We start from the raw sequence: 13810 nt of genomic DNA, 5'->3' as shown, positions 1-13810 counted from the left end.
CCGCCGCCGACGCCAAGAACAAGCCCGAGCCTGTCATTACCGCGAACGACTTGAACCACCGTAAGTCACGACATCGGGTTGCAGTACTAGCCGCGCCGAGCAAGAACTACCGCTACTCGACGAACCTGCAGGTCGCCATCGACGCCCCCACCCACCTTGTCGTAGCCCTGGGTGACCCGCGACCCGGCAACCGCAACGACACCATCGTCTACCGCACCTCGGGCATCGACCAGAAGCTGGCAGGACGGCCGGTCATGGCCGACGGCGCCTACTGCGGCAACCCCGACGTGATCATCCCGTACCGCAAACCCGCCGACGGCAACGAACTACCCGACTGGAAGAAGCACCTGAACAGGCACCACCGCACCGTCCGAGCCCAGGTCGAACACGCCCTGGCCCGCAGGAAGACCTTCACGATCCTGCGCGACTACCGCTGCGCCGCCCACACATTGACCGACACCACATCCGGCATCGCCCACCTCCACAACATCATCCTCGCCGGATGACACCAGCACCATTGCCACACAACACCTCCACCGAGTTACGAGACATCCCTTAGGCGAAGGCGGCATCCACTGTAGCCGGGCTCAGTCCGAAATCGGCCAGGTGATAGCGGTGCGCGGGAGGCTTTCGCTGCTGGTGCAGCGAGCTCATCGCGGCCCGCGCGGCAGCGGTCAACCGGACCCCCAACCGGTCGTAGATCCCGGCCACGACCCGGATCGGGTCGGCCACGAAGTCGTCGTAGTAGACGTCGATGAAGTGCGCCGGGTCGTGTCGCTCGCGGTCGGCCATGAACCGCCGCAGCCCACGCGACCAGAGCTGCGTCTGCGCCCCACCGAGCACCTCCCCGCGGAACAACTCCGACCAGCCCTCGCACGCCCGCGCGTTGAGGCTGCAGACCGAGGCGACCACCTCCCGCGGCGCGCGATGAGTCTGGATCACCACGGCGTCGGGGTAGACGGCGAGCAGCGCGTCGAGGGCGAACAGGTGGCTCGGGTTCTTCAACACCCAGCGGCGATCTCGGTCGTGCAGGCCGATGAGCTGAAGGTTACGCCGGTGCCGCCGATAGGCAGCAGTCCAGTCCTGCTCACTCAACCACCGCGAGTAGCTCGGCAGGTAGGCCAGGCACTCGAAGGACACCGACATCATTGACTGACGCAGCAAGCGCCAGCACTCCTCCACCTGGTCGGCCGCGGTGTAGTGCGCACCCCGCAGACTCGGGTTGGTCTCGTGGTACTGCTCATAGCCGGCCTGCAGACCGGCGTAGACGGGATTTGACTCCCAGGTGTTGCGCGGCGGGCGGGGTTGGGGGACCTCGGTCAGCCACAGCTCGAGCCCCTGGTGAGCCGGGTCGGCGGTGAGCAACCGATGCAGGGCCGTGGTTCCGGTTCGGGGCAGACCGGTCACGAAGACCGGACGGGCGACCGGGACCTCGGCGTACTCCGGGAACTGCCGCCAGGCAACCTCGCTGAGGAGCCGGGACACCAGTGCCGCACGGAGAAACGCCCGGGAGACCTTGCTACCGGTGGGCGTGAGAGCCGCCTCGTTCCGGTACGCGGCGAGCAGTTCGCCCATCCCCGCGCGGTAGTCGTCGTCGCCGAAGTCGTCGAGCCCGGTCAGCCGGGTCGCCGAGGCGTGGAGGTCCTCGATCGTGCCGACGTCCGTACGGGTGCTGCTCATGCTCGCTCCCGGGGTTCAGTGATGGAACTCGCCACAGTTGACATCGAGGCACTGGCCGGTGATGCCCCGAGCCAGGCTGGAGCCGAGGAACAGCACGGCGTCGGCGACCTCGTCCGGCACCGGCAGCCGGCGCAGGTCGGTGGTGGCGGCGACCTCGTCGTAGAGCTGCTGGGGCGGCACGCCCCGCTGGTTCGCCTGGTAGTCAAACCAGAGTCGCAGGCTGTCGGCCCAAATCCAGCCGGGTGCCACCGAGTTGACCCGCACGCCCTTCGGCCCAAGCTCACTGGCCAGATTCTGCGCGGCCGCGAGGAGCGCGGCCTTGGCCAGCTTGTACGGGCCGAACGCCCGCCGGGAGTGACGCAGCACCGCAGAGTTGACCATGACCACGGAGCCGCCGGACTCCACCAACGCGGGTGTCAGCAGCCGAGTCACGCGCAGCGCCGCCAGCACGTTGACCTCAAAGCTCGACCGCAGGTCGGCCAGTTCGACCTTCCCGAGACCGCGCATCGGCGGCATCTCGAAGGCGTTACTGACCAACACGTCGACGCGGCCGAACTTGTCGAGAGCGGCCCGCACGAGGGCGGCGCTCGACTCGCCGTCGGTGAGGTCGGTGGGTACCGCCAGGGCCCGCTGACCCGCCGCCCGCACCTTGCCGGCCACCTCGGTGAGGAAGGACTCGGTGCGGGCGGCGAGCACCACGTCGGCGCCGGCCTGGGCGGCCCGCACCGCGATGGCCTGACCCAGCCCGGGGCCGACCCCGGCCACCACGACGATCTTCTCCGCGAGCAGCACGGCTCAGCCCAGCATCCGGGCCGCGGTCGCGGCCTGTCGGGCGGCGATGCGTGCCTGCCACTCCGCCCGCCCGATCCGCTCGTGGTACGGCATCTGCTTGGGTAGGTCATCCACCGCGACCACCTCCACCCGCGGCCCGTCCGCGGCGGTCAACGCGTGCGAGAGCCGCTGCCAACGCAGCTGCACGTAGCCGCGATCGTGGCCGGTGCACTCCAGCCAGTTCGCCACCCCCGGGTCGCGTTCGCTGATCACGTACCGGATCATGCCGTCCGGATCGATCCGGGCCTGGGGCACGGTGAGGCTCGTCTGGTGGTTGCTGTAGTCCAGCGAGATGTACCACATGCTGCCCAGCTGGATGCCCTGGTAGGGCGCGTCGGAGACCGGCACGGTGAGCACCATGGCCTGGTCCTCGGCGAGCTGGTAGTGGCCCACCGACGAGTATTGGGTCGCCAGGCCGCCGGGGGTGAGCCGAGGCGGCGTCAGGGTGTTCACCGGGAGGTTCAGGTAGAACCGCTCGGCGAACGCGAGGAAGGTGTGGATCCGACCGGTGAGGATCTTGCCGGCCACGGCGTAGCGTTTGGCCAGGGTCTCCTCGGTCAGCGGCGGCGGAGCCACGCCAATGGTGTCGGGGCGGTGGATACGCAGCATCCCGGGGGTTTCAGCCGCCCAGTCGCTGAACACCTCGCGCACCACGAGCATGGCCGAACCGGGGGCGAGCGGGAACGCGTTCGGGCCGGAGAGCCCCGGCCCGAACCGAATCTCGAAGGTGCCGTCCGCGCCGATTTCAATCTCACGGTCGTCGAAGGCGGTGAGGCTGCCCGGGACGTTGACCGGAGAGTAGGAGCCGTCGAGGATCTGGAAGCTCAGGTCGGCGGTGCTGCCCCGACGGCCGGTCACCACATATTCCGCGTCGTCGCGGAGCCACGCGTGAAAGTAGAGGGTGTCTGGATTGTCGAGGCCCATCTTCGTGTACGGGCCGGTGGAGCGGACGAAATAGGGGAATTCGTGGTTGTAGGCCCAGGCCATCTGGATCGAGCTCCGCACGCCGCCAGCCAGGTAGTCGTAGCCCTCGACCAGATCCTGTTGGCCCCGGACGTGGGCCGCCTCGGCGATGACGCGCTCGGCTTCCGCAATGGCCTTGACAAACGGCTGAGTAAGCACGAAACAATGATATAACATGTTCTACTTTTCCGTCAATGTGACCATCTTGTTGGCGCACCTTCGGCGCCGCACGCTCCAGTTTCCGCGGCCACCGCCCCCTTAGCGCAACGTCCCGAGGCGAGCCAGTCTCTCCTCCGCCTCGGCGACCAGCTCCGCCAGCACGTCGGCGACGGGTCGCACCTCATTGATCCGACCCACGATCTGCCCGACCGGCATCGGAACGACAGTCGGGTCATCGGAGTCCATCAGCCGGCTGTGCGCCGACGCCACCAGCAGGTTCTGCAGCGGCATCGGCAGCGGCCGGGGCGCCCCCTCCTCGCGCCACGCCTCGGTCCACCGGTTGCGCAGCAGCCGGGCTGGTTTGCCCGTATAGATCCGGCTGCGGACCGTGTCCGCCGACCCGGCCCTGAGCAACGCGGTACGCAGCGCGGAGCTGCTCTCGTATTCGGCGGTGCCGAGCCAGACCGAGCCCATCCAGACGCCACCCGCGCCGAGCGCGAGTGCCGCCGCGATCTGGCGACCACTACCGATGCCCCCCGCGGCCAACACCGGTACCCGCTCGCCGACCGCGTCGACGACCTCCGGCACCAGCACCATGCTGGCGATCTCACCGGTATGGCCGCCGGCCTCGTACCCCTGGGCGACCACCAGATCGACCCCGCTCGCCACGTGCCCACGGGCGTGGTCGGCCCGGCCGGCCAACGCGGCCACCAGCACGCCCTGCGCATGCGCCCGGGCGATCACATCGGACGGTGGCGGACCGAGAGCGTTGGCGATCAGTCGGACCGGGTGCCTCAACGCCACCTCGACGTGGCTGCGGGCCACCGAGTGCAGCCAACCGAGCACGCCGGCCTGGTGCTCGCCGTTGCCACCGAGCGGCGGCACGCCGAGGCGTAGCAGGGTTCGCTCCACGAAGTCGCGATGCCCCGCCGGAATCAGCCGGTCGAGATCGGCCGGGGCGCCCTCGGTCGGCTGGGCGCTGGGCATCACCACGTCCACGCCGTACGGGCGCCCCCCGGTCTCCTCGTCAAGCCAGGTGAGGACCGCGTCGAGCTCGTCCGGGTCGTTGAATCGCACACAGCCCAACACGCCCAGGCCACCGGCCCGGCTGATCGCCGCGACCACGTGCTCGGAGGGGCTGAAGCCGACGATCGGATGCGCGATGCCGAACCGGTCGCACAGCTCAGTCCGCATGGCTGACCTCCTCGGCCGGATGTTGTTCCGCATGCCGCTGCGCCCACTTGTAGTCAGCCTTGCCGCTGATCGTGCGGGAGATCTCGTCCACCAGCCAGATCGACCGCGGCACCTTGTAGCCGGCGATCTGCTCCCGCAGGTGCGTTCGGACCGCCGCCAGGTCGAGCGTGCCGCCGGCCCGGGGCTGGATCACCGCCGCCACCCGCTGCCCGAGCCGCTCGTCGGGCACCCCGACGACCAGCGCGTCGAAGATGTCGGGGTGCGTCTTCAGCGCCCCCTCGACCTCCTCCGGGAAGACCTTCTCACCGCCGGTGTTCACACAGGTGCTACCCCGACCGAGCAACGTGATGGTGCCATCAACCTCAACTCGGGCGAGATCGCCGGGGAGCGCGTACTGCACGCCGTCCACCTCGATCAACAGGGCAGCGGTCTTGACCGGGTCCTTGTAGTAGCCGAGGGGAAGGAAGCCGCTCTTCGCGAGCCGGCCCTCCCCGCCCGGCGGCACCGGCCGCCCGTCCGGGCCGAGCACCACCGTGTTCGGAGCAGGCGTGACCCGTGGGTCCTGCACCGCGCCGCCGGGCACCTCGGCGACCACACCCAGCCCGATGAAACCGGTCTCCGACGCCCCGATCGCGTCGGTGACCAGCACGTCGGGCAACTGTTCCAGGTACTGCCGCTTGACCCCCGGGGAGAAGAGAGCACCGCTGGACGAGACCGCGGCCACCGAGGAGCCGTCGTAGCTACCGGCGGCATACGCCTCGATGATCGGACGGGCCATCGCGTCACCGATCAGCACCATCACGTTCACTTGGCGCCGCTCGACCGTCCGCCAGGCCTCCTCCGGGTCGAAGCGCGACAGCAGCACCACGGTGTCGCCGGCGAAGAGCGCGGCGAGCACGGCCCACTGCGCGTTGCCATGGATCAGTGGCGCCATACACAGGCGGACCGTCGAGGCCGCACCGGCACCCCGAGCGGACTGGGCCCACTCGTCCTCAAGCGGAATGCCGGTCATGAAGTCGACGCCACCGCCGAGGGCGCGCCACACGTCCTCGTGCCGCCAGAGCACACCCTTCGGGTAGCCGGTGGTGCCACCGGTATACAGCAGGTAGAGGTCGTCCGCCGAGCGCGCACCGAAACTCCGCTCCGGGTCGCCGGCGGCGAGCGCGTCCGCGTACGGCACGCCGCCGTACCCACCGATCTCCTCCGCCGAGCCGTCGGGCAGGGCCACCACGGTGTGCGGACCGGCGGCGCTGGCAAGCACGGTAGCGACCCGGGGCGCGAAGCGACGGTCGTGGATCAGCGCCGACAGCTCCGCATCGGCGAAGAGGAAGCGTAGCTCGTTCTCGACGTACCGATAGTTGATGTTGACGACCGCGGCGCGCAGCTTGTAGACGGCGATCATGGCCACCACGGCCTCGATCGAGTTACCAGCGTAGAGGCCCACATGGTCACCGGGGCGCACGCCGCGGTCACGGAGGAAGTGGGCCAGCCGGTTGGCGCGCTCCTCCAGCTCCGGGTAGCTGATCGCCTGCTCGCCGAGGAACACGGCGGGACGGTCACCGAAGGCGTCAACCGCATGCTCAAACAGGTCTGCGATATTTGCCACCATCACTTAAAAGTAGAACCTGTTATCGTTGCTGACAAGCCTTGGAAATCGCCGAAGGAGGCGCCCGTGGAATCGGCAGCCGACCAGCCACACGCACTCGTGGAGCAACGTGGACAAATCCTGATCGTGACGATGAACCGGCCACGGGTTCGCAACGCGCTCTCCCCCGAGATGCTCGCGATCATGCGGGACGCGTGGGACCGCGCGGACGACGATCCGGAGATTCGCGCCTGCGTGCTCACCGGGGCCGGGGGCGCCTTCTGCGCCGGCGCCGACCTCCGCGCGATGACCCAGTCCCACCCCGGCGACCGGTTCAACGGCGCTGACCTCTCCCGGATCGACGCGCTACTCAAGGGACGGCGGCTGACCAAACCGCTCATCGCCGCGGTGGAGGGGCCGGCGGTGGCGGGCGGCACCGAGATCCTCCAGGCAACCGATCTCCGCGTGGCCGGGGCAAGCGCCCGCTTCGCGGTCTCCGAGGTTTGCTGGGGCCTCTTCCCGCTCGGCGGCTCCGCCGTCCGGCTGGTCCGACAGATCCCGTACACCGTCGCGGCGGAGATGCTGCTCACCGGCCGCCAGCTCGGTGCCGACGAGGCCCGGGACGTGGGCCTGATCGGTCACGTCGTGCCGGACGGGCAGGCCCTGGAGAAGGCCCTCGAGCTGGCCGGGATGATCGCCGCGAACGGCCCGCTGGCGGTGCGGGCGATCCTGCGCACGATGCGGGAGACCGAGGGCCTGGCCGAGAACGAGGCATTCGCCCTGGAGGCCCCGATCGGGACGGCGGTGTTCCGCACCACCGACGCCAAGGAGGGCCCGCGCGCCTTCGTCGAGAAGCGCACCCCCCAGTTCGAGGGGCGGTAGCCAGGTCAGATCGAGCGTTGCTGCGTGGCCCAGTACGGGTCGCGCAGCAGTCGCTTGTAGAGCTTGCCGTTCGGGTCGCGGGGCAACTCCTCGACGTAGTCCACACTCCGGGGCAGCTTGAAGCGGGCCAGCCGGTCGGTCAAGAACTCCAGCAACTCACCGGTCAGCTCCGGGCCGGCCACCACCCCCAGCTCCGGCTGCACCACGGCCTTGATCTCCTCACCCCACTCGTCGTGCGGGATGCCGAAGACCGCGACATCCGCCACCGCCGGATGAGCGGCGAGCTCCCCCTCGATCTCGGCCGGATAGACGTTCACCCCGCCGGTAATGATCATGTCGCTCTTCCGGTCACACAGGTAGAGGTAGCCATCGTCGTCGAGGTATCCAATGTCGCCGACGGTGAACATGCGGCCGCGCCAGGACTGCCGGGTCTTCTCGGCGTCGCCGCAGTATTCGAAGGTCGTGTCACCCATCTGCAAATACACCGTCCCGGGCTCGCCTGCTGGCGCGTCGTTGCCGTCCGGGTCGAGCACCCGCACCTGCGAGCCCGGCCAGGCCTGCCCGACCGAGCCGGGCCGGGCCAGCCAGTCCTGGGCGGTGATCAGGGTGCCGCCGCCCTCACTGGCGGCGTAGTACTCCACCACCACCGGCCCCCACCAGTCGAGCATCCGACGCTTGACCTCGTGCGGACACGGTGCGGCGCCGTGGATCATCACCCGCATCGACGACAGGTCGTACGCCGTCCGAACCTTCTCCGGCAGGGCGAGCAGGCGACGGAACTGGGTCGGCACCATGTGGCTGTGGGTGACCCGGTGCCGTTCGATGAGCCGCAGCATCTCGTGTGGGTCCCACCGGTCCATCAGCACCACCGGGTGCCCGAGCTGCAACGAGATGACCGCGAAGTTCATCACCGCGGTGTGGTAGAGCGGCGAACAGCACAGGTGCACGTGGGAGTCGAAGGGCTCAAGGCCGAACAGCCCGAAGAACCAGAGTGACACCGGCGGAACGGTGTCCGGGTCGGCGCCGGTCAGCGGACGGCGTACGCCTTTGGGCCGCCCGGACGTTCCGGAGGTGTAGACCATCAGCGCACCAAGTGTGCGCGGCGCGGGGCGATCGGCGGTGCCGGTGCCGGTGCCGAGGTCAGCGAGCGGACGGAACCCGGGAACCCCACCGGCCGCGGCGAAACATCTGCCGGTCGGGATGCCGACCTCGACGCCGGCAGCCGCGGCGACCTCAGCGAATCGACCGTGCGCGACGAACGCTTGGGCGCCGCTGTCGCGCAGAATGTAGGCGATCTCGGCGGCGGTCAGATGCCAGTTCAGCGGCACCGAGTACAGCCCCGTCTCCAAGGCCGCGAACTCGGCGGCGAGCAGGTCGGCGCTGTTGGGCAGCAGCATAGCCACGGCGTCCCCGGGCATCAGCCCGAGCGCCTGGAAGCCGCGCCCGATTCGGTCAGCCTCGGCGGCCAACTCGCCATACGTGACGACTCGGCCATCCGGGTCAACGACGGCGATCCCATCCGGATCCTGACTCGCGATGTTCCACAGCCCGATGCCAGTCATGGACCAAACTCTATAACGTGTTCCACTTCCTGAACAGCAGCCGAGGAGCGACCTTGATTCGCCTCGATAGAACATGTTTCACTGACTCTCGTGGATACCGCTTCGGCGCCCCCGCTCGCCGCCCCACTGGACATCGTCTTCGACTACACCCGCTCCCTCGGCCCGGTCCTGGGGCGATTCATGACCGGCCTGCGCGACCGTCGAGTGCTCGGCGCCCGCACCGCCGACGGCCGCGTCCACGTTCCCCCGCTCGAATACGATCCGGCGACCCACGCCCCGGTGACCGAGCTCGTTCCCGTCCCGCCCACCGGCACCGTGACCAGCTGGACCTGGACCGACCGACCGCTCGACGGGCAGCCCCTCGACCGACCGTTCGGCTGGGCACTGATCCGGCTCGACGGAGCCGACACGGCGCTGCTGCACGCCGTCGAAGCGGGCACCCGGGAGTCGATGCGGACCGGCATGCGGGTCCGCATCCGCTGGGCCGCGGAGCGATCCGGACACATCCGCGACATCGCCTGCTTCGAGCCCGACCCGGGCCCGCCCCGCACACCCGGTGACGCCACCAGCTCGGATCCCGACACCAGCAGCGGTGCTGGCACCGGCAGCGATCCCGACACCAGCGGCGAGCTCGTCACCGGCATAGCGACACCGATTCGGCTCTCCTACACGCACACCACCTCCGCCGAGGAGAGCCGATACCTGCACGCACTCTCCGAGGGGCGGCTGCTCGGCCAGCGCTGCCCGGCCTGCCGCAAGGTCTACGTACCGCCCCGGGTCTGCCCGGCCGACGGGGTACCGACCGAGGAGGAGGTGCCAATCCGCGACCACGGCACGGTCACCACGTTCTGCGTGGTCAACGTTCCCTTCGCCGGGCAGCGACTGGACCCGCCGTACGTGGTCGCCCAGGTCCTCCTCGACGGTGCCGACATCCCGATCCCCCACCTGATCCTCGGCGAGGCCGGTGACGTCCGGATGGGTATGCGGGTGGCCGCGGTCTGGCGGCCCCCGACGACCTGGTCCACCACCCCGGAGAACATCGCGCACTTCCGCCCCACCGGCGAACCGGATGCGCCGTACGAGTCCTACCAGGAGCACCTGTGAACCCGGCTGTCGCCATCATCGGCTTCGCCCAGGCACCCTGCCGACCGTCCGCGGGGACCACCAGTGGCGTCGAAACCCTCGTCCCGCTCTTCCACCAGGCCCTGTCGGCGGCCCACCTCGACCGCCGCGAGGTGGACTTCTGGTGCTCCGGCTCCTCGGACTACCTCGCCGGCCGGGCCTTCTCCTTCGTCAACGCGATCGACGCGATCGGGGCGTACCCGCCGATCTGTGAGTCGCACGTGGAGATGGACGCGGCCTGGGCGTTCTACGAGGCGTACGTGAAGATTCTGGCCGGCGAGGCGGAGACCGCGCTGGTCTACGGCTTCGGCAAGTCCTCGGCCGGTCTGCTGCGCCGGGTGCTGGCGCTGCAACTCGACCCATATGTGGCCGCGCCGCTCTGGCCCGACTCGGTGAGTGTCGCCGCGCTCCAGGCCCGGCTTGCCATCGACGCCGGGCTCGTCACCGAGCAGGCCATGGCCGAAGTGGCGGCCCGCAGCCGGGCCGATGCCAGCACCAACCCCTACGCCCAGGTGTCCGGCCAGCTCGCCGTGGACGACCTGGTCGCCACGCCCTACGTCGCCGATCCGCTCCGGGCGCACGACTGCGCACCCGTCTCCGACGGCGCCGCCGCGCTGGTGCTGGCCGCCGGCGAGCGCGCCCGCCGGCACCGGAAGCAGCCGGCCTGGATCAGCGGCGTGGCGCACCGGGTCGACCCGCAGGGCCTCGGCGAGCGGGACCTGACCACGGTGCCGTCCGCGACCGCCGCGGCCGAGGCGGTGGCCCTGCCGGCGGACCTGGACGTGGCCGAGCTGCACGCCCCCTTCACCCACCAGGAGCTGCTGCTACGCACGGCACTCGGCCTCGGCGACCGGGTCCGGATCAACCCATCCGGGGGTGCGCTCTGCGGCAACCCCATGTTCTCGGCCGGGCTGGCGCGCATCGGCACCGCCGCCGAACAGGTCATGAGCGGCCAGGCACGGCGGGCGGCCGGACACGCCACCAGCGGGCCGGCGTTGCAGCAAAACCTCATCTGTCTGCTGGAGGCGAGGTCATGAGACGAGCAGCCGTGCTGGGTACCGGGCAGACGCAGCACCAGACGCGCCGTACCGACGTGTCGATGGCCGGGCTGTGCCGGGAGGCGATCGACCGCGCGCTGGCCGACGCGGGCGTGGACTGGCCGCAGATCGACGCGGTCGTGCTGGGCAAGGCACCGGACCTGTTCGAGGGCGTGATGATGCCGGAGCTGTTCCTCGCCGACGCGCTGGGAGCCGCCGGGCGCCCGCTGCTGCGGGTGCACACCGCGGGCTCGGTTGGCGGCGCCACCGGGGTCGTGGCGACCACCCTGGTCCGGGCCGGCGTGCACCAACGCGTACTCGCGGTCGCGTTCGAGAAGCAGTCAGAGTCCAACGCGATGTGGGCGCTCTCCATCCAGCCGCCCTTCACCGCGCCGATCGGGGCCGGGGCCGGTGGCTACTTCGCGCCGCACGTCCGCGCCTACATTCGACGCTCGAACGCGCCCGAGCACGTCGGGGCGATGGTCGCGGTGAAGGACCGGCGCAACGGTGCGCTCAACCCCAACGCGCACCTGCGCCAGCCGGAGATCACGCTGGATTCGGTGCAGGCATCGCCGATGTTGTGGGACCCGATCCGGTACGACGAGACCTGCCCCTCCTCCGACGGTGCCTGCGCGATGGTGATCGGCGACCAGGCGGCAGCCGAGGCGAGCGAGCGGCCGGTGGCCTGGATCCGGGCGACGGCGATGCGCACCGAGCCGACCTACTTCGCCGGCAAGGACCACGTGAACCCGAGGGCCGGCGCCGAGGCCGCCCAGGCGCTGTGGCAGGCGGCCGGGATCACCGACCCCCTCGCCGAGGTCGACGTAGCGGAGATCTACGTACCGTTCTCCTGGTTCGAGCCGATGTGGCTGGAAAACCTGGGCTTTGCCGAAGCCGGACACGGCTGGAAGCTCACCGAGTCGGGCGAGACCCAGATCGGCGGACGCCTGCCCGTCAACCCGTCCGGCGGGGTGCTCTGTTCCAACCCGATCGGCGCCTCCGGCATGCTGCGCTTCGCCGAGGCGGCCAGGCAGGTGATGGGACGGGCCGGCGAGCACCAGGTAGCCGGAGCGAAAACGGCGCTGGGTCACGCGTACGGCGGCGGGTCGCAGTTCTTCTCGATGTGGGTCGTCAGCGACACCGCGGGTCGGTGAAGTAGGTACAGGTTCTCATTCCGATGGGGAGGTCCAGATGAACACCTTCAAAACCCTGTTCCTCAGTGCGGCGATCGGCGTGGCGCTCGCCGCCCTCGGCATCGCGGCCACCGTGGCAGCCCTCAGCCCGACCGCCGCCGAGGTCGCGCGGGAGATGGCCAGCGAGGACGACTCCGACCCAGCCGCCCCACCCGCCTTCTACGGCACCCGCTGACAGCTCACCGCGCTGTCGACCGTCACGGTGGCCTACCCTTGGCGGTGAGTCGTTCAATGAAAAGTTCCCGTTCGTGGCCCTAACCGTGCCCGCCGATGCCGACCTGGCCACCATCAAGGCGCTACTGCAGTCGGGGAAGAACCTTGGCTGGTGGGCGTTCGAGGTCGGGTGCACTACCGACGCCCGGCGTGACGCACGTACGACCGAAGATCGGTAGCGGTGAAGGACGAGACGCAGCGTGACCACCCTCGGCGACCTCGACCACGCGAAACGTGCCATCCGGCAACGCGTCTGGGACCTCCTCGAACGCGGCAACGCCGCCCCGTCCGGCGTGCATGGTCACATCCCCGACTTCGCCGGGAAGGAACAAGCCGTAGCTCGCCTGGCCCAGCACGACCAATGGAGGAACGCCGCGTCATCAAGTGCAACCCCGACCGCGCCCAGTTGCCCGTTCGGGTGCAGGCGCTACACGCAGGCAACTGCTCTACATGGCGGTACCGAAACTCGCCACGACCAAACCGTTCTACCTGCTTGATCCCGCCGCCCTCACCGTGCCCTTCGAGATCGCCGCCACCAGCACCGGTGCTGCCGACGTCGCTCCCCTGGTCGGACCGCAGGAGATGTGCCCGGTAGACCTCGTTGTCTGCGGAAGCGTCGCCATCGGCCGACCCGACGGCGTACGAGTCGGCAAAGGCGCCGGCTACTCGGACCTTGAACTGGCCCTCCTCACCGATGCCGGTCTCATCACCGAAAACACCACCATCGCGACCACCGTGCACGAACTGCAGGTCATTGACGACGTCCTGCCCCACGACAAGCACGACTTCAGCATCGACCTCGGGATCACCCCTACCAGGATCTTGTCCTTCACTCCCGACCAGCCCCGGCCCGCCGGCATCATGGTCAGCAAACTCCGACCCGAGCAACTAGAGACCATCCCCGCGCTCGCTGAGGTGATCCGGCACCAATACCCTGACCGCCGGAGCTCCTGAGCAATTCCGGCAAAGCGCGATCATCCAGTGGAGACGTCAGTCGACACGATGGCTCCTGAGGATCCACCATCCGTGTACGCGAAGTTGACCGTTGCACTGACGGGGGACTGTGGCGTTTTCCGTGTTTGGCCGTTGGGTGTGATCGAGGTTGTTAGATGGTGATCCGGTCGCCGTAGGCGAGGATCAGGGCGTTGAGGGCCTTGGCCCAACCGTAGACCCGGCCGGTGATGCTCCCACTCTTGCGTTTCTGTTGGACGACGAGGTAGAGGACCTTCATCGCGGCCTGCTCGGTGGGGAAGTGCCCGCGGCGGCGGGCGGCTTGCCGGAACCGGGCGTTGAGGGACTCGATGATGTTGGTGGTGTAGAGGACCTTGCGGACCTCGTGGTCGTAGTCGAGGAACGGCACGAACTGTGGCCATGATGTTCGCCAGAGCC

At 69.4% G+C, this 13810-nt stretch carries 14 protein-coding genes and 1 pseudogene; 8 read left to right on the top strand and 7 right to left on the bottom strand.

Translation table 11 applies throughout. The features are described 5' to 3' along the window. Window positions 1–506: transposase family protein (locus K228_RS27715; protein WP_245603553.1), on the top strand; the 506-nt coding region annotated here is incomplete at its 5' end. A gap of 49 nt (window positions 507–555) precedes the next feature. Here K228_RS27715 and K228_RS0122435 read toward each other — a convergent pair. The 5 genes from K228_RS0122435 to K228_RS0122415 form a co-directional block, all read right to left on the bottom strand. Then, a complete protein-coding gene (locus K228_RS0122435; protein ID WP_025620431.1) occupies window positions 556–1680 on the bottom strand; it encodes a sulfotransferase family protein in 1125 nt (374 codons plus the stop codon). Window positions 1681–1695: 15 nt separating this feature from the next. Continuing rightward, window positions 1696–2472 carry an SDR family oxidoreductase gene (locus K228_RS0122430; RefSeq protein ID WP_025620430.1) on the bottom strand — a complete coding sequence of 259 codons (777 nt, stop codon included), beginning with the start codon at window positions 2470–2472 and terminating at the stop codon, window positions 1696–1698. Between the two features lie 3 nt (window positions 2473–2475). Continuing rightward, complete coding sequence (locus K228_RS0122425; RefSeq protein WP_025620429.1) at window positions 2476–3633, bottom strand: hypothetical protein; 1158 nt, start codon at window positions 3631–3633, stop codon at window positions 2476–2478. 99 nt (window positions 3634–3732) lie between these two features. Beyond that, window positions 3733–4827: an NAD(P)H-dependent flavin oxidoreductase gene (locus K228_RS0122420; protein WP_025620428.1), complete on the bottom strand. Its 1095-nt coding sequence runs from the start codon at window positions 4825–4827 to the stop codon at window positions 3733–3735. Next, window positions 4817–6436 carry an acyl-CoA synthetase gene (locus tag K228_RS0122415; RefSeq protein ID WP_025620427.1) on the bottom strand — a complete coding sequence of 540 codons (1620 nt, stop codon included), beginning with the start codon at window positions 6434–6436 and terminating at the stop codon, window positions 4817–4819. The genes K228_RS0122420 and K228_RS0122415 overlap by 11 nt, the downstream gene beginning before the upstream one ends. A gap of 63 nt (window positions 6437–6499) precedes the next feature. Between K228_RS0122415 and K228_RS0122410 the strand changes: the two genes are divergently transcribed. Continuing rightward, window positions 6500–7294 (top strand): crotonase/enoyl-CoA hydratase family protein, encoded by a 795-nt coding sequence (locus K228_RS0122410; RefSeq protein ID WP_025620426.1) that lies wholly within the window; start codon window positions 6500–6502, stop codon window positions 7292–7294. Window positions 7295–7299: 5 nt separating this feature from the next. Here the strand turns inward: K228_RS0122410 and K228_RS0122405 are convergent, their stop codons facing one another. Next, complete coding sequence (locus tag K228_RS0122405) at window positions 7300–8856, bottom strand: acyl-CoA synthetase (RefSeq protein ID WP_025620425.1); 1557 nt, start codon at window positions 8854–8856, stop codon at window positions 7300–7302. A 90-nt stretch (window positions 8857–8946) separates the two neighbouring features. Here K228_RS0122405 and K228_RS0122400 point away from each other — a divergent pair, with 90 nt between their 5' ends. The 6 genes and pseudogenes from K228_RS0122400 (at window position 8947) to K228_RS26010 (ending at window position 13375) form a co-directional block, all read left to right on the top strand. Next, complete coding sequence (locus K228_RS0122400) at window positions 8947–9960, top strand: Zn-ribbon domain-containing OB-fold protein (protein ID WP_025620424.1); 1014 nt, start codon at window positions 8947–8949, stop codon at window positions 9958–9960. Then, entirely contained in the window at window positions 9957–11015 is a 1059-nt protein-coding gene (locus K228_RS0122395) for a thiolase domain-containing protein (RefSeq protein ID WP_025620423.1), read from the top strand. The genes K228_RS0122400 and K228_RS0122395 overlap by 4 nt, the downstream gene beginning before the upstream one ends. Beyond that, entirely contained in the window at window positions 11012–12169 is a 1158-nt protein-coding gene (locus K228_RS0122390; protein WP_025620422.1) for a thiolase domain-containing protein, read from the top strand. Before K228_RS0122395 ends, K228_RS0122390 begins: the two co-directional genes overlap by 4 nt. A 37-nt stretch (window positions 12170–12206) precedes the next feature. Further along, on the top strand, window positions 12207–12383 hold the full coding sequence (locus tag K228_RS28985) for a hypothetical protein (RefSeq protein WP_188116241.1): 177 nt from the start codon (window positions 12207–12209) through the stop codon (window positions 12381–12383). Between the two features lie 73 nt (window positions 12384–12456). Then, a complete protein-coding gene (locus K228_RS26015; RefSeq protein WP_245603552.1) occupies window positions 12457–12600 on the top strand; it encodes a hypothetical protein in 144 nt (47 codons plus the stop codon). A gap of 21 nt (window positions 12601–12621) precedes the next feature. Continuing rightward, window positions 12622–13375: pseudogene (locus K228_RS26010) on the top strand (5-formyltetrahydrofolate cyclo-ligase). Between the two features lie 151 nt (window positions 13376–13526). Here K228_RS26010 and K228_RS0122370 read toward each other — a convergent pair. Next, the coding region (locus K228_RS0122370; protein ID WP_025620420.1) for a transposase at window positions 13527–13810 on the bottom strand (284 nt) is incomplete at its 5' end.

This window comes from Salinispora cortesiana (assembly GCF_000484695.1).
GTDB classification, from domain to species: Bacteria; Actinomycetota; Actinomycetes; order Mycobacteriales; family Micromonosporaceae; genus Micromonospora; species Micromonospora cortesiana.
The sequence above is the reverse complement of the archived record's forward strand: the minus strand, read 5'-3'. Positions and strand labels throughout refer to the sequence as shown.